At 71.9% G+C, this 15714-nt stretch carries 12 protein-coding genes; 9 read left to right on the top strand and 3 right to left on the bottom strand.

Annotated elements, in window-relative coordinates; all coding sequences use genetic code 11:
• The first annotated feature begins 137 nt into the window (after positions 1-137).
• The 9 genes from ACQF4J_RS14125 to ACQF4J_RS14085 all read left to right on the top strand — a co-directional run bounded on the left by ACQF4J_RS14125 (position 138) and on the right by ACQF4J_RS14085 (position 9044).
• Positions 138-821, top strand: a complete 684-nt coding sequence (locus tag ACQF4J_RS14125) for a response regulator (RefSeq protein WP_427165734.1) — start codon at positions 138-140, stop codon at positions 819-821.
• Between the two features lie 124 nt (positions 822-945).
• Positions 946-3642 (top strand): DNA translocase FtsK, encoded by a 2697-nt coding sequence (locus ACQF4J_RS14120; protein WP_351577665.1) that lies wholly within the window; start codon positions 946-948, stop codon positions 3640-3642.
• A gap of 244 nt (positions 3643-3886) precedes the next feature.
• Positions 3887-4726 (top strand): helix-turn-helix domain-containing protein, encoded by an 840-nt coding sequence (locus ACQF4J_RS14115; protein WP_351799239.1) that lies wholly within the window; start codon positions 3887-3889, stop codon positions 4724-4726.
• 84 nt (positions 4727-4810) lie between these two features.
• Entirely contained in the window at positions 4811-6280 is a 1470-nt protein-coding gene (rimO, locus tag ACQF4J_RS14110; protein ID WP_351577659.1) for a 30S ribosomal protein S12 methylthiotransferase RimO, read from the top strand.
• Positions 6277-6999: a CDP-diacylglycerol--glycerol-3-phosphate 3-phosphatidyltransferase gene (gene pgsA, locus ACQF4J_RS14105; protein WP_351577651.1), complete on the top strand. Its 723-nt coding sequence runs from the start codon at positions 6277-6279 to the stop codon at positions 6997-6999. The genes rimO and pgsA overlap by 4 nt, the downstream gene beginning before the upstream one ends.
• A complete protein-coding gene (locus ACQF4J_RS14100) occupies positions 6996-7541 on the top strand; it encodes a CinA family protein (protein WP_351577648.1) in 546 nt (181 codons plus the stop codon). Before pgsA ends, ACQF4J_RS14100 begins: the two co-directional genes overlap by 4 nt.
• Positions 7542-7650: 109 nt before the next feature.
• Positions 7651-8019, top strand: coding sequence for a helix-turn-helix domain-containing protein (locus tag ACQF4J_RS14095; RefSeq protein ID WP_058922588.1), 369 nt, complete (start codon positions 7651-7653; stop codon positions 8017-8019).
• A gap of 164 nt (positions 8020-8183) precedes the next feature.
• Complete coding sequence (locus ACQF4J_RS14090; protein ID WP_351577645.1) at positions 8184-8654, top strand: Dps family protein; 471 nt, start codon at positions 8184-8186, stop codon at positions 8652-8654.
• Between the two features lie 111 nt (positions 8655-8765).
• Positions 8766-9044, top strand: a complete 279-nt coding sequence (locus tag ACQF4J_RS14085; protein ID WP_427165733.1) for a hypothetical protein — start codon at positions 8766-8768, stop codon at positions 9042-9044.
• Here ACQF4J_RS14085 and ACQF4J_RS14080 read toward each other — a convergent pair.
• Genes ACQF4J_RS14080 through ACQF4J_RS14070 form a run of 3 tightly spaced genes read right to left on the bottom strand, consistent with a single transcriptional unit; the run spans position 8992 to position 15559 of the window.
• On the bottom strand, positions 8992-9756 hold the full coding sequence (locus ACQF4J_RS14080; protein ID WP_427165732.1) for an SDR family NAD(P)-dependent oxidoreductase: 765 nt from the start codon (positions 9754-9756) through the stop codon (positions 8992-8994). The two genes, ACQF4J_RS14085 and ACQF4J_RS14080, sit on opposite strands and share 53 nt — an antisense overlap.
• Before the next feature lie 32 nt (positions 9757-9788).
• Positions 9789-10625, bottom strand: a complete 837-nt coding sequence (locus tag ACQF4J_RS14075; RefSeq protein ID WP_351799242.1) for an Fpg/Nei family DNA glycosylase — start codon at positions 10623-10625, stop codon at positions 9789-9791.
• A 56-nt stretch (positions 10626-10681) separates the two neighbouring features.
• Positions 10682-15559 carry an ATP-dependent helicase gene (locus ACQF4J_RS14070; protein WP_351577636.1) on the bottom strand — a complete coding sequence of 1626 codons (4878 nt, stop codon included), beginning with the start codon at positions 15557-15559 and terminating at the stop codon, positions 10682-10684.
• Positions 15560-15714: the final 155 nt, after the last annotated feature.

Here is a 15714-nt window from a genome sequence, read left to right as displayed (position 1 = left end):
TGCACAGTGACATCACGGTGACAGGGTGTGGCGACAGGCGGGGTGCGGCTACGATGACCGGCACAAGGACGGGCGGCGAAACGGAGTCGTCCCCAGGGGCGGCGCCCGGTGCACATCCGGGGCGAGGAGGGCGGGCCATGGTGCAGAAGGCCAAGATCCTCCTGGTCGATGACCGGCCGGAGAATCTGCTGGCGCTGGAGGCCATCCTCTCCGCGCTCGATCAGACACTGGTGCGGGCATCGTCCGGGGAGGAAGCGCTCAAGGCACTGCTCACGGACGACTTCGCGGTCATTCTGCTGGACGTCCAGATGCCGGGCATGGACGGTTTCGAGACCGCCGCGCACATCAAGCGGCGGGAGCGGACCCGGGACATCCCGATCATCTTCCTCACCGCGATCAACCACGGCCCGCACCACACGTTCCGCGGCTACGCGGCGGGTGCGGTGGACTACATCTCCAAGCCGTTCGACCCGTGGGTGCTGCGCGCGAAGGTCTCGGTCTTCGTCGAGCTGTACATGAAGAACTGCCAGCTGCGGGAGCAGGCGGCGCTGCTGCGCCTGCAGTTGGAGGGCGGCGGAGGCAAGTCCGCGGTCGGTGACGCCAAGGAGCCGGCCGGGCTGCTCGCCGAGCTGTCGGCGCGGCTCGCGGCCGTCGAGGAGCAGGCCGAGGCGCTGTCCAAGCAGTTGGACGACGATTCGGCGGACGCGGCGGCGGTGGCCACCGCGGCCCATCTCGAACGCAAACTCACCGGTTTGCGGCGGGCGCTGGACGCGCTGGAGCCGGGTGCCGGAAACACCCCCTCGGTGCCCTCGCAGAACTGACGCCCGGGTGAGGCGCAGTTGCCCATGAGGACGCGTCAGTTCCGCGCACGGTCAAGGGCGACACGAACGGGTGAAGCGGTGGGCACACGTGTCCGTCGTCGTCTCCACCGGTAACCTCACACCTATGGCCTCACGTCCCTCCGCTGCCAAGAAGCAGCCCGCGAAGAAGGCGGCGGCTCCGGCGAAGAAGGCCGCCGCGAAAAGGGCCCCGGCGAAGAAGGCGCCCGCCAAGAAGGCCGCGGCGAAGAAGGCCGCGCCGCCGCCGAGGCCGGCGCCGAGCCCGACCGGGGGTATCTACAGGCTGGTGCGCGCGCTGTGGCTCGGCCTCGCGCACGCCGTCGGCGCCGTCTTTCGGGGTATAGGGAACGGAGCGAAGAACCTCGACCCCGCACACCGCAAGGACGGCGTGGCTCTCCTTCTCCTCGGCCTCGCCCTGATCGTCGCCGCCGGCACCTGGGCCGACCTGCGCGGCCCCGTCGGCGACCTCGTCGAGATCCTGGTGACCGGCTCCTTCGGCCGCCTCGACCTGCTGGTGCCGATACTGCTGGCGGTCATCGCCGCGCGCTTCATCCGGCACCCCGAGAAGCCCGAGGCCAACGGCCGCATCGTCATCGGCCTGTCCGCGCTCGCCATCGGCGTGCTCGGCCAGGTCCACATCGCCTGCGGCTCGCCGGCCCGCAGCGACGGCATGCAGGCCATAAGGGACGCGGGCGGCCTCATCGGCTGGGCGGCGGCCACCCCGCTGACGTACACCATGGGCGAGGTACTCGCCGTACCGCTGCTCGTGCTGCTCACGGTCTTCGGTCTGCTCGTCGTCACGGCCACCCCGGTCAACGCCATCCCGCAGCGGCTGCGGATGCTCGGGGTGCGGCTCGGGATCGTCCACGACCCGTACGTGGGCGAACCCACCGAGGAGGACCAGCGCTACGACGAGCAGTGGCGCGAGGCGATTCCCGCCCGCGCGCGCCGGCGCGGATCCGCCCCCGAGCCGTACGACCCCGACAGCGCGGAGCAGGAGGCCCTCTCCCGGCGGCGGGGCCGCCCCAGGCGCTCCGCGGTGCCCCAGCCCGACATGGGCCGTCAGATGGACGCTGTGGACGTCGCGGCGGCCGCCGCGGCCGCGCTGGACGGTGCCGTCATGCACGGGATGCCGCCGTCGCCGGTCGTCGCGGACCTCACCCAGGGCGTGAGCGTGGGCGACCGCGAGGAGACGCTGCCCACGCCGACGCCGGTCCCGGCCGCGCGCCCCAAGCAGGAGAAGCTCAAGGTCGAGGTCGCCGACCTCACCAAGCCCGCGCCGGAGGCGCCCTCCGAACTGCCCGCGCGCGCGGAGCAGCTCCAGCTGTCCGGGGACATCACCTACGCGCTGCCCTCGCTCGACCTCCTCACGCGCGGCGGCCCCGGCAAGGCGCGCAGCGCCGCCAACGACGCGGTCGTCGCCTCCCTCACGAACGTCTTCACGGAGTTCAAGGTCGACGCCGCCGTCACCGGCTTCACGCGCGGGCCGACGGTCACCCGCTACGAGGTCGAACTCGGCCCGGCCGTGAAGGTCGAGCGGATCACCGCGCTGACGAAGAACATCGCGTACGCCGTCGCCAGCCCGGACGTGCGGATCATCAGCCCGATCCCCGGCAAGTCCGCCGTCGGCATCGAGATCCCCAACACCGACCGCGAGATGGTCAACCTCGGCGACGTGCTGCGGCTCGCGGCGGCCGCCGAGGACGACCACCCGATGCTGGTCGCGCTCGGCAAGGACGTCGAGGGCGGCTACGTGATGGCCAACCTCGCGAAGATGCCGCACGTCCTGGTCGCCGGTGCCACCGGCTCCGGCAAGTCGTCGTGCATCAACTGCCTCATCACGTCGGTCATGGTCCGCGCGACCCCCGAGGACGTGCGCATGGTCCTCGTCGACCCCAAGCGCGTGGAGCTGACCGCCTACGAGGGCATCCCGCACCTGATCACGCCGATCATCACCAACCCCAAGCGGGCCGCCGAGGCGCTCCAGTGGGTCGTACGCGAGATGGACCTCCGCTACGACGACCTTGCGGCGTACGGCTACCGGCACATCGACGACTTCAACGAGGCCGTCCGCAACGGCAAGGTGAAGTCTCCGGAGGGCAGCGAGCGCGAGCTCCAGCCGTACCCGTACCTGCTGGTGATCGTCGACGAGCTCGCCGACCTGATGATGGTCGCCCCGCGCGACGTGGAGGACGCGATCGTGCGCATCACGCAGCTCGCGCGCGCGGCCGGCATCCACCTGGTCCTCGCCACGCAGCGGCCCTCGGTCGACGTCGTCACCGGTCTGATCAAGGCGAACGTGCCCTCGCGGCTCGCCTTCGCCACCTCCTCGCTCGCCGACTCGCGCGTCATCCTCGACCAGCCCGGCGCCGAGAAGCTGATCGGCAAGGGCGACGGACTCTTCCTGCCGATGGGCGCCAGCAAGCCGACCCGTATGCAGGGCGCGTTCGTGACCGAGGAGGAGGTCGCGGCGATCGTCCAGCACTGCAAGGACCAGATGGCGCCCGTCTTCCGGGACGACGTCACCGTCGGGACCAAGCAGAAGAAGGAGATCGACGAGGAGATCGGCGACGACCTCGACCTGCTGTGCCAGGCGGCCGAGCTGGTGGTGTCCACCCAGTTCGGGTCGACGTCCATGCTCCAGCGCAAGCTGCGCGTCGGGTTCGCCAAGGCCGGGCGGCTCATGGACCTCATGGAGTCCCGGAACATCGTTGGGCCGAGTGAGGGGTCCAAGGCTCGTGACGTTCTTGTGAAGGCTGACGAACTGGACGGCGTGCTCGCGGTGATCCGTGGGGAGGCTTGAGAAAGGACCCGAGCGGGTGCGCCACCGATGTCCGATCGTGACTCACGCGTAAGGGATCATTGAGCAACCGTTTCCCTTCCCCGTACGTCAACTTGAGGGAAGCGACAAACGCTTGCCCGACCATCGGCGTGTCCGGCCATACCGATGGGCTAACAACCTCGGCCGTCCGGTTGCCCCACCCTTTCGCACCCCCCATAGACTGAACCTCCAGCACAGGTGGCTAAAACGCTCGAAAGGCGCCCCCGTGTCCATCGGCAACTCCCCTGAAGACGAGCGTCCGTTCGAAGACGATCGCGAGCAAGCCCACCTCTCCGTCGGCCGCGCCCTCAAACAGGCGCGCATCGACGCCGGGCTGACCGTCGACGACGTCAGCAACGCCACCCGGGTCCGCATCGCCATCGTGCACGCCATCGAGGCGGACGACTTCGCCCCCTGCGGCGGGGACGTCTACGCGCGCGGGCACATCCGGACCGTGGCCAAGGCCGTCCACCTCGATCCGGCCCCGCTGCTCGCGCAGTACGACGCCGATCACGGCGGCCGCCCGGCCCCGACCCCGGCGGCCCCGCTGTTCGAGGCGGAACGCATCCGCCCCGAGCGGCGCGGCCCGAACTGGACCGCGGCGATGGTCGCCGCGATCGTCGCCGTGGTCGGCTTCGTCGGGTTCACGGCGTTCAAGGGCGGCGACGACGGCGGCGCCAAGGCCCAGGTCGCCGAGGGATCGACGCCCACGCAGAGCAAGTCCGCCTCGCCGACACCGCACGACAAGAAGTCCGCCACCCCGAAGTCCGACCCCTCGGACAGCGCCATCGCGGCCGCGCCCCAGGACAAGGTGACCGTCCGCGTCACGGCCCCCGACGGAAAGAGCTGGATCTCCGCCAAGGACCACAACGGCCGGCTCCTGTTCGACGGGCTCCTCGCCCAGGGCGACTCCAAGACCTTCCAGGACAGCGAGAAGATCAATCTCGTCCTCGGTGACGCCGGAGCCATCCAGCTCTACGTCAACGGCAAGAAGATTGAGGACGACTTCCAGCCGGGCGCGGTGGAGCGCCTGACGTACACGAAGGGCGACCCCCAGGTCGGCTGACCGCACACAGCACCGAGGGGCCCGGCCGGGATCGGCCGGGCCCTTCGACGTGGACCGTCAGCGGGACAAAGTAGTCTTGAGCCCATGCCTGAACGCCGTACCGTCGCACTCGTCACTCTTGGCTGCGCCCGTAACGAGGTGGACTCGGAGGAGCTCGCAGGCCGCTTGGAGGCGGACGGCTGGGACCTCGTGGAGGACGCCGCGGACGCGGACGTCGCGGTCGTGAACACCTGTGGCTTCGTCGAGGCCGCCAAGAAGGACTCCGTCGACGCCCTCCTGGAGGCCAACGACCTCAAGGGCCACGGCAGAACCCAGGCCGTCGTGGCGGTGGGCTGCATGGCCGAGCGCTACGGCAAGGACCTCGCCGAGGCCCTCCCCGAGGCCGACGGTGTGCTCGGCTTCGACGACTACGCGGACATCTCCGACCGCCTGCAGACCATCCTCAGCGGCGGCATCCACGCCGCCCACACCCCCCGCGACCGGCGCAAGCTGCTGCCGATCAGCCCCGCCGAGCGCCAGGAATCCGCGGCCGAGGTCGCGCTGCCCGGGCACGCCCCCGTGGACCTCCCGGAGGGCCTCGCGCCCGCCTCGGGCCCCCGGGCACCCCTGCGCCGCCGGCTGGACGGCTCCCCGGTCGCCTCGGTGAAGCTCGCCTCCGGGTGCGACCGGCGCTGCACCTTCTGCGCCATCCCGTCCTTCCGTGGCTCCTTCATCTCCCGCCGCCCCAGCGACGTGCTGAACGAGACCCGCTGGCTGGCCGAGCAGGGTGTCAAGGAGATCATGCTGGTCTCCGAGAACAACACGTCCTACGGCAAGGACCTGGGCGACATCCGCCTGCTGGAGTCCCTGCTGTCCGAGCTCGCCGAGGTCGACGGCATCGAGCGGGTGCGCGTCAGCTACCTCCAGCCGGCCGAGATGCGTCCCGGGCTGATCGACGTCCTGACCTCCACCCCGAAGGTCGCCCCGTACTTCGACCTGTCCTTCCAGCACTCCGCGCCCGGCGTGCTGCGCGCCATGCGCCGCTTCGGCGACACCGACCGCTTCCTGGAACTGCTCGACACCATCCGGGCCAAGGCCCCCCAGGCGGGCGTGCGCTCCAACTTCATCGTCGGCTTCCCTGGCGAGAGCGAGGCCGACCTCGCGGAGCTGGAGCGGTTCCTCAACGGTGCGCGCCTGGACGCCATCGGCGTCTTCGGCTACTCCGACGAGGAGGGCACCGAGGCGGCGACGTACGAGAACAAGCTGGACGAGGACGTCGTCGCCGAGCGGCTGGCCCACATCTCCCGGCTGGCCGAGGAACTGGTCTCGCAGCGGGCCGAGGAGCGCGTGGGCGAGACCGCGCACGTCCTCGTGGAGTCCGTGGACGAGGAGGGTGTGTACGGCCGGGGCGCGCACCAGGCGCCCGAGACGGACGGCCAGGTGCTGCTCACGAGCGGCGCGGGTCTGCGCGTCGGCCGTATCGTCGAGGCCAAGGTGGTCGGTACGGAGGGTGTCGACCTGGTGGCCGAGCCGCTCGCGGGCTCGCTCGGGTCCAGTGAGGAGGCGGGCAGATGACCGGAGTCCCGGCATCGGCGGCGAACGGCTCCTCCAAGACGGGTCCCTCGCAGGCCGCGGCCACCTCTTCCGAAGCGGAAGGCGGCACGAAGCCGCCGCGGGGCGCGAAGATCGCGGCCGCGGCCGTCAACCAGGCGAGCGTCTGGAACATCGCCAACCTGCTCACCATGCTCCGGCTGCTGCTCGTCCCCGCCTTCGTCGTCCTGATGCTCGCCGACGGCGGCTACGACCCGGCCTGGCGCTCGGTCGCCTGGGCCGCGTTCGCCGTCGCCATGATCACCGACCTGTTCGACGGCCACCTCGCCCGTACCTACAACCTCGTCACCGACTTCGGGAAGATCGCCGACCCCATCGCCGACAAGGCGATCATGGGGGCGGCGCTGATCTGTCTGTCCGGGCTGGGCGACCTGCCGTGGTGGGTGACGATCGTCATCCTCGGCCGGGAACTCGGGATCACGCTGCTGCGTTTCCTGGTCATCCGGTACGGCGTCATCCCGGCGAGCCGCGGCGGCAAGCTCAAGACGCTCACGCAGGGCGTGGCGGTCGGGATGTACATCCTGGCGCTGACGGGATGGCTGGCCAGCCTGAGGTTCTGGGTGATGGGTGCGGCCGTCGTCCTGACGGTGGTGACCGGACTCGACTATGTGAGACAAGCCATTGTGCTGCGCAGGCAGGGAATCGCCGAGCGCAAGGCCGCGTTGGAGGAGACGGAAGCGTGAGTTCCCAGGCCGCTGACGTGGTGAGACTACTGACAGTGAAGGGGCAGACCCTCGCCGTCGCGGAGTCCCTCACGGGCGGGCTGGTCGCGGCGGAGGTCACCGACGTCCCCGGGGCGTCCAAGGTGTTCCGGGGCTCGGTGACGGCGTACGCCACCGAACTCAAGCACGAGCTGCTGGGTGTGGACGCCGGCCTGCTGGCCGAGCACGGAGCCGTGGATCCGCAGGTCGCGGCCCAGATGGCGGCCGGAGTACGCAAGGCGCTCGGCGCCGACTGGGGCGTTTCGACGACCGGCGTCGCGGGCCCGGAACCGCAGGACGGCCGGCCCGTCGGGACGGTTTTCGTGGCCGTCGACGGGCCCTTCGGCCCTGGTTCCGGTTCTGCCTCTGGCGGAAAAGTAGAGGCCCTGCGGTTGAACGGCGACCGTGCGGAAATTCGTAGAGAGAGTGTACGGAGCGTACTCGCACTGCTCCTGACGGAGCTTGCGGGCGAACACAGTGGGAATGAGCGGGCACAGGATACGGAACAGAACGGGGGGTTTTGATGTTTGCAGCCCTGAGTGAACACGACATCGCTCCCCGCACGGCCGCGGCGCAAGGCGGTACGGTGGGGCGTGAAGGATGCGGCTACGCGGTCCGAGGAGGGAGCCACCGATGATTCTGCTCCGTCGCCTGCTGGGTGACGTGCTGCGTCGGCAGCGCCAACGCCAGGGCCGTACTCTGCGCGAAGTCTCCTCGTCCGCCCGAGTCTCACTCGGCTATCTCTCCGAGGTGGAGCGGGGGCAGAAGGAGGCTTCCTCCGAGCTGCTCGCCGCCATCTGCGACGCGCTGGACGTACGGATGTCCGAACTCATGCGGGAAGTGAGCGACGAACTCGCACTCGCCGAGCTGGCCCAGTCCGCTGCGGCCGCCTCGCCGGCACCGGTTCGCCCGATGCTGGGTTCCGTTTCGGTGACCGGTGTGCCTCCGGAAAGGGTGACCATCAAGGCGCCCGCCGAGGCGGTGGACGTGGTCGCCGCGTGACGTTCACGCGGATGTGCGCTTGACCTGACGACGCACCACGAAGTGTGCGAGGCCCCGACCGGGGCTTCTCCGGATGATCCGGAGAGGCGCGGTACGGGGCTTTCGTGCATGGTGGGGAGGCGGGGGACGGGACTCGGGGCCGCACACAGAATCGGAGCACGCGGATGTACGTCGTGAAGAGCCCGTTGTCCGGCACGGACCTGAAGGCCGTCTCCGAGGCGTTGCAGGGGGCGCTCGTCGACCTCCTCGACCTCTCCCTCGTCGCGAAGCAGGTCCACTGGAACGTGGTCGGGCCGCGCTTTCGCTCGGTGCATCTCCAGCTCGACGAGGTCGTGGACGTCGCGCGGACCCACTCCGACACGGTGGCCGAACGGGCCTCGGCACTGGGTGTACCGCCCGACGGGCGCGCCGCCACGGTGGCCGCCGGCAGCGGGATCGGGGCGGTGTCCGACGGGTGGGTCAAGGACACGGACGCGGTAAGGACCCTCGTGGACGCCCTGGGCGCGGTGATCGGCAGGATGCGGAAGCGGGTGGCGGCCACCGGGGAGGCGGATCCCGTCAGCCAGGACATTCTCATCGGGATCACGGCGGATCTCGAGAAGCATCACTGGATGTTCCAGGCGGAGAACGGCTGAGCAGCCGACGCCCGGACGGCACACCACTCCCGAGGGGTACGCCCGTGTGCCGGTCGTGCGCCCTGTCTGGTGGTGAGCGGGTCGGATTAGCGTCGGGCTGGAGGTGGATCCATGGCACTGCCGATGGCGCGCCGGGGGGTGGCGCTCGCACTCGGGGTGCTGTGGTGGTGTGCCGTGCTGCGGCTGGCACTGGCGCCGGGCGCCGGGGTGCTGGAGGGGGCGGTCGTGGCCGGAGGGTGGGGGGTGAGCCTGCTGCCGGTGCACTGTGTGCCCAAGGGACGGGCCGCCGGAGCCATGCGGGCGGGCCGGTGGGGGGCGGCCTGGCGGACGGCGCACGTCACCACGGCATCGCCACTCCGCCGTTCGGACGCAGGATCTGGCCCGTCATGAAGCCCGAGGCGTCCGAGGCGAGGTAGAGCACGGTGTGGGCGACGTCCTGTGGCTCGCCCACCCGGCCCAGCGGCGACAACCGCGCCATCAGTGTCTCGGTCCGCTCCTGTTCCGCGGCCTCGTGGCGTTCGGTCATGGGCGTGCGCGTCCAGCCCGGTGCGACCGCGTTGACGCGGATGCCCTGGCGTCCCACCTCGCTCGCCAGCGTCTTCGTCAGCTGGACGACGGCCGCCTTGGCGGCGCCGTAGCAGAGCAGGCCCGGGCGGCCGGTGTCGATGGCGCTGGAGGCCATGGTGATGATGCTGCCGGGGGTGCGGCGGGCCAGCATCGCGCGGGCCGCCTCCTGGCAGGCGTGGAGAACTCCCTTGAAGTTGACGTTCAGGACGCGGTCGAGGTCCTCGTCCCGTGTATCCAGTACCGGGCTGCTGTGCATGATTCCGGCGATCGCTGCCATCACGTGCAGCTGCTCGCAGGATGCGACGGCCTGGTGGAGCTGCTCGCGGTCGGTGACGTCGAGGTGGTGCGTGTGGGCCGTGCCGCCTGCGTCCTTGATGAGGGTCGCCGTCTCGTGCAGGCCCTGCGCGTCCCGGTCCGCGCAGTGGACCGTGGCGCCGGCCTCGGCCAGCAGCAGGGCCGAGGCGCGGCCGATGCCGGCCGCCGCTCCGGTGACGAAAGCGGTCCGTCCGGTGAGGTCGTACGCCGTTACGGGCATGTAGGGACGGTACGAGTGTTTCTGACGCTCCGTCAATTAGTCGTGCGGGGTGGGGTTCCGCGGTGGGTACGGGAGCCCGGGGTCGGGCCCGCCTGGCAGTGGGGGCACCAGTAGGTGGGGCGCTCGCGCGAGCCGTCGCCCTGGTCGGCCACGCGGATGGACGTGCCACAGCGCAGACAGGGGCGGGGCGCACGGCCGTACACGAACAGGTCCTGGCCGCGGCGGCCCGTGGTGGTGCGGATCGGGCGGTCGCGGTTGACCTCCAGGAGCCGTTTGGCCAGCTCCGGCAGCTTCGCCGCGCGCTCGGAGGGCAGGGCGCCGACCGCGAGCCAGGGCGTGACGCCGAGCAGGAAGCAGAGCTCGCACTTGTAGACGTTGCCGATCCCCGCGAGGTTGCGCTGGTCCAGCAGGGCCTCGCCCAGGGGTCGGTCGGGATCGGCGAGGACGTTCGCGAGCGCCTGCTCGGGGTTCCAGTCCGGGCCCAGGAGGTCGGGGCCGAGGTGACCTACGGCGCGGTCCTCGTCGGCGGTGCGCAGGAGCTCGAGTACGGGGAGGCGGTAGCCGACGGCCGTCTGGTCCGCCGTGCCCAGGATCACGCGGATCTGGTGGGAGGGGCCGCCGGTCCAGCGGCGCCCGTTCGCGTACACCTTCCAGGCGCCGTCCATCCGCAGGTGCGAGTGGAGGGTGAGGCCGCCCTCGATGCGGGTCAGGAGGTGCTTGCCGCGCGGGGTGACGTCCAGGACGGTCCGGCCCGTCAGGTCGGCCGTGGCGTACTTGGGCACGCGGAGGTCGCTGCGGGTCAGCGGCTTGCCCGCGAGGGCCGTGTGCAGGCGTTTCGCGGTCTGCCAGACGGTGTCTCCTTCGGGCATGGGTCCAGGGTGACATGTGCCTCCGGCGGTTGGGCCGGGGGTGCGGGGGCGTGGCGTTATGCGCGTAGGCGCAGGCCTCTGGGGGTTGCGATGAAGCCCGCTCCTTCCAGGAGGGTGCCGATGGGGGAGGTCAGGGCCTGGGCGTTGTTGATGCGTTCCACCGTGACCGTTCCGAGCGAGCCCGCTCGGGCCGCTGTGGCCAGGGCTTCGGCGGCCGACTGGAGGCGGGGGTCGTCCGTGGCCCTGGCGTCCGGGTCGGCGGGCCAGGCGAGAAGGGTCTTGCCGCCGCGTTCCATGTAGAGCGTCAGTTCGCCGTCGACGAGGACCACCAGGGAGCCTGCCTTGCGGCCCGGTTTGTGGCCCGCGCCGGTCGGGGGCTCCGGCCAGGAAAGGGCGGCGCCGTAGGCGTTCGCCGGGTCGGCGGCGGCCAGGACCACGGCCCGCGAGTCGGGGGTCGGACGCGGGCGGCGGTTGGGGGCGGGGGAGCCGTACGAGGCGTAGGGCACGTACGAGGAGCCGCCCCCGCGTGGGCCGCCCGCGCCGGGATCGGCGAAGTCGCGGGGCGAGACGTACTCGTCGCGGGAGCGAGGGGTGGGCGGGAAGCCGTCCAGGTCGTCGGTGAAGCCCGTGATCTCAAGGGAGGCGGGCGGCCAGGTCATGTCGTCCATGGGCGGGTGGGGGAGGGACTCGCCTCGGTCCCGGGCGTTGGAGACCGCGCGGAGGCGGTCCACCGCGCCGTCCATCGCGAACTGGGCCGCGCCGAGTCCCTCCACGACATAGCCGCGTCGCGCCTGGCCGCTCTCCTCGAACACGGACAGGACGCGGTACGTCGCCGAGAAGCCGCCCTCGACGCCCTCCGCGGCGACGGCGCCCCGGGTGACCACGCCGTGCCGGTCGAGGAGAGTACGGGCGAGGGCGTGGGCGCGGACCGTCGGGTCGGGCTCGTGGGCGGGGAGCAGGGACCAGCGGCCGGCGACCGTGGGCGGGCCCGTTCGGGACGCGGTGCGGGCGGCGGCGGTCAGGGAGCCGTAGCGGCCGCGCGGGACTGTGCGCTTGGCCCGGTGGGCCGTGGAGCCCGCGGTGCGGCCCGAACCCAGCAGGGAGCGCATGGGGGTCAGCGTGTCGTTCGTCAGGCGCCCGGACCAGGCCAGGTCCCAGACGGCATCGGCCAGTTGGGGATCGGTGGCCTCGGGGTGGGTCGTGGCGCGGACCTGGTCGGCGATCTGCCGGAAGAACAGGCCGTAGCCGCCGGAGAGGGCGTCCAGCACGGACTGGTGCAGCGCGGTCAGTTCCAGGGGGTGCGGTGGGGGCAGGAGGAGCGGGGCCGCGTCCGTCGTGTAGAGGGAGACCCAGCCGTCCTTGCCGGGAAGCGCGCCCGCGCCGGCCCAGACGATCTCTCCGGCGGCGGTGAGCTCGTCGAGCATCGCCGGTGTGTAGCCGGCGACACGGGAGGGCAGCACCAGCTTCTCCAGGGCCGACGCGGGGACGGACGCCCCTTGCAGCTGCTCGATCGCCCGGACCAGTCCGTCGATGCCGCGCAGTGCGTGTCCCTTGCCGATGTGCTGCCACTGCGGGAGGAACTGGGCGAGTGCGGCGGGCGGCACCGGCTCCAGTTCGTGCCGCAGCGCGGCCAGGGAACGGCGGCGCAGGCGGCGCAGCACGGACGCGTCGCACCACTCCTGGCCGATGCCCGCGGGATGGAACTCCCCCTGTACGACGCGGCCGTTAGCGGCGAGACGCTGCAGCGCGCCTTCCGTGACCGCCACTCCCAGGCCGAAGCGGGTCGCCGCCGTGGCCGACGTGAACGGGCCGTGGGTGCGGGCGTAGCGGGCCAGCAGGTCGCCCAGGGGGTCCTTGACCGGCTCCATGAAGGCCTCGGGGACGCCGACGGGGAGCGCTGTGCCGAGTGCGTCGCGCAGGCGGCCGGCGTCCTCGATGGCCGCCCAGTGCTCGGTGCCGGAGACACGGACCCGGATCACGCGCCGGGCGGAGGCCAGCTCCCGGACCCACTGCGGCTCCGCACCCCGCTCGGCCAGCTCCGTGTCGGTCAGCGGGCCCAGGAGCCGCAGGATGTCGGCGACCCCCTCGGGGTCCTTGACGCGTCGGTCCTCGGTGAGCCACTGGAGCTCGCGCTCCAGCTCGGTCAGGACCTCGGCGTCGAGGAGCTCGCGCAGTTCCGCCTGACCCAGCAGTTCGGCCAGCAGACGCGAGTCGAGGGAGAGGGCGGCGGCTCGGCGCTCGGCGAGCGGCGAGTCCCCCTCGTACAGGAACTGGGCGACATACCCGAACAGGAGGGAACGGGCGAAGGGGGACGGCTCCGGGGTGGTGACCTCCACCAGACGCACCTTGCGGGCCTCGAGGTCGCCCATCAGCTCGACGAGTCCGGGCACGTCGAAGACGTCCTGAAGGCACTCGCGGACGGCTTCGAGGACGATCGGGAACGAGCCGAACTCGCTGGCCACCTCGAGCAGTTGCGCGGCTCGCTGGCGCTGCTGCCACAGCGGGGTGCGTTTGCCGGGGTTGCGGCGCGGGAGCAGCAGCGCGCGGGCCGCGCACTCGCGGAAACGGGACGCGAACAGGGCCGAGCCGCCGACCTGGTCGGTGACGATCTGGTCGACCTCGCCCTTGTCGAAGACGACGTCCGCCGCGCCCACGGGGGCCTGGTCGGCGTCGTACTCCGTGCCCGCCTTCATCGGCTCCCGGTCGAGCAGGTCCAGGCCCATGAGATCGGCGTCGGGCAGGCGCAGGACGATGCCGTCGTCGGCGTGCATGACCTGTGCGTCCATGCCGTATCGCTCGGAGAGCTTGGCGCCGAGGGCGAGCGCCCACGGGGCGTGCACCTGAGCGCCGAACGGGGAGTGGACGACCACGCGCCAGTCGCCCAGCTCGTCCCGGAACCGTTCCACCACGATCGTGCGGTCGTCGGGGATGTGGCCGCAGGCCTCGCGCTGCTCGTCCAGGTAGGACAGGACGTTGTCCGCCGCCCAGGCGTCCAGCCCCGCCGTGAGGAGGCGCAGCCGGGCGTCCTCCTTGGGCAGGGAGCCGACCTCGCGCAGGAACTGGCCCAGCGCGCGCCCCAGTTCGAGCGGGCGGCCGAGCTGGTCGCCCTTCCAGAAGGGCAGGCGGCCAGGGACGCCCGGTGCGGGGGAGACCAGGACGCGGTCGCGGGTGATGTCCTCGATCCGCCAGGAGCTCGTGCCGAGCGTGAACACGTCGCCGACCCGCGACTCGTAGACCATCTCCTCGTCGAGCTCGCCGACCCGGCCGCCGCCCTTCTTGGGATCGGATCCGGCGAGGAAGACCCCGAAGAGACCGCGGTCGGGGATGGTACCGCCCGAGGTCACGGCGAGACGCTGGGCGCCCGGACGGCCGGTGACCGTGCCGGCGACGCGGTCCCACACCACGCGCGGGCGCAGCTCGGCGAAGGCGTCGGACGGGTAGCGGCCCGCGAGCATGTCCAGGACCGCGGTGAACGCCGACTCGGGCAGGGACGCGAAGGGGGCCGCGCGACGGACCGTGGCCAGGAGGTCGTCGACCTGCCAGGTGTCCAGGGCCGTCATGGCGACCAGCTGCTGGGCCAGGACGTCCAGCGGGTTGGCGGGGACCCGCAGGGACTCGATGGAGCCGGTACGCATGCGCTCGGTGACCACCGCCGCCTGGACCAGGTCGCCCCGGTACTTGGGGAAGACCACGCCGGTGCTGACCGCGCCGACCTGATGGCCCGCGCGGCCGACGCGCTGGAGCCCGGAGGCGACCGAAGGGGGTGACTCGACCTGGACGACCAGGTCGACGGCGCCCATGTCGATGCCGAGTTCCAGGCTGGACGTCGCCACCACCGCGGGCAGGCGGCCCGCCTTGAGGTCCTCCTCGACCAGGGCCCGCTGCTCCTTGGAGACCGAGCCGTGGTGGGCGCGCGCGATGACGGGCGGGGCGCCCTGGGCGGCTCCCGAGCCGCCCATGAGCTCGGCCGGGGCGTGGTGCTCGTCCAGGGGCTCGCCCGTGGCGCGCTCGTACGCGATCTCGTTGAGCCTGTTGCACAGCCGCTCCGCGAGGCGGCGGGAGTTGGCGAAGACGATCGTGGAGCGGTGGGCCTGCACGAGGTCGGTGATCCGCTCCTCGACATGGGGCCAGATGGAGGGCCGCTCCGCCCCTTCCGTGCCCTCGGCGACCGGTGAGCCGCCCAGCTCGCCCAGGTCCTCCACCGGGACGACGACCGAGAGGTCGAACTCCTTGCCCGACTTCGGCTGGACGATCTCCACCTTGCGGCGCGGTGACAGGTAGCGGGCCACCTCGTCCACCGGGCGGACGGTCGCGGACAGGCCGATTCGGCGGGCCGGTTTGGGCAGGAGCTCGTCCAGGCGCTCCAGGGAGAGCGCGAGGTGGGCGCCGCGCTTGGTGCCGGCCACCGCGTGCACCTCGTCCAGGATCACCGTCTCCACGCCGGTCAGCGCGTCGCGGGTCGACGACGTCAGCATCAGGAAGAGGGACTCGGGGGTGGTGATCAGGATGTCCGGGGGGCGGGTGGCCAGGGCGCGGCGCTCTGCGGCGGGGGTGTCGCCGGAGCGGATGCCCACCTTCACCTCGGGCTCGGGCAGGCCGAGGCGGACGGACTCGTGGCGGATGCCGGTGAGGGGGCTGCGGAGGTTGCGCTCCACGTCCACCGCGAGGGCCTTCAGCGGGGACACGTACAGGACCCGGCAGCGCTTCCTCGGGTCGGCGGGCGGGGGTGTGGAGGCGAGCTGGTCCAGGGCGGCGAGGAAGGCGGCCAGGGTCTTGCCGGAGCCGGTGGGGGCCACCACCAGCACGTCCGAGCCCTCTCTGATGGCGTTCCACGCGCCCGCCTGGGCCGCGGTGGGCGCGGAGAAGGCCCCCGTGAACCAGCCGCGGGTCGCGGGGGAGAAGCCGTCGAGGGCTCGTTGTGCGTCGCTGACCATGCGTCCATCCTGCACCCGGCCACTGACAATACGGTTGACCTGCGGGTTCGCGGTGCGCGGGCGGAAGGTCCCGGTGCGGTGCGGTGCGGTGCGGTGGGGCGGGGCGGGGCGGGGCCGGGAGCGCGGGTGCGGCTCGGCGGGGGCGGAGCGCGTGG

It is taken from the genome of Streptomyces sp. C1-1, from assembly GCF_050214755.1.
Taxonomy (GTDB): domain Bacteria; phylum Actinomycetota; class Actinomycetes; order Streptomycetales; family Streptomycetaceae; genus Streptomyces.
This window is presented reverse-complemented; position numbering and strand designations above follow the sequence as displayed.

Bases quoted from the DNA above. Each gene is read 5' to 3' on its own strand.
- ACQF4J_RS14070 (WP_351577636.1), bottom strand. From the start codon at position 15,559: ATGGTCAGCGACGCACAACGAGCCCTCGACGGCTTCTCCCCCGCGACC.
- ACQF4J_RS14080 (WP_427165732.1), bottom strand. From the start codon at position 9,756: ATGCCCGTAACGGCGTACGACCTCACCGGACGGACCGCTTTCGTCACC.
- ACQF4J_RS14090 (WP_351577645.1), top strand. From the start codon at position 8,184: ATGTACGTCGTGAAGAGCCCGTTGTCCGGCACGGACCTGAAGGCCGTC.
- ACQF4J_RS14095 (WP_058922588.1), top strand. From the start codon at position 7,651: ATGATTCTGCTCCGTCGCCTGCTGGGTGACGTGCTGCGTCGGCAGCGC.
- pgsA (WP_351577651.1), top strand. From the start codon at position 6,277: ATGACCGGAGTCCCGGCATCGGCGGCGAACGGCTCCTCCAAGACGGGT.
- ACQF4J_RS14085 (WP_427165733.1), top strand. From the start codon at position 8,766: ATGGCACTGCCGATGGCGCGCCGGGGGGTGGCGCTCGCACTCGGGGTG.
- ACQF4J_RS14075 (WP_351799242.1), bottom strand. From the start codon at position 10,625: ATGCCCGAAGGAGACACCGTCTGGCAGACCGCGAAACGCCTGCACACG.
- ACQF4J_RS14120 (WP_351577665.1), top strand. From the start codon at position 946: ATGGCCTCACGTCCCTCCGCTGCCAAGAAGCAGCCCGCGAAGAAGGCG.
- rimO (WP_351577659.1), top strand. From the start codon at position 4,811: ATGCCTGAACGCCGTACCGTCGCACTCGTCACTCTTGGCTGCGCCCGT.
- ACQF4J_RS14125 (WP_427165734.1), top strand. From the start codon at position 138: ATGGTGCAGAAGGCCAAGATCCTCCTGGTCGATGACCGGCCGGAGAAT.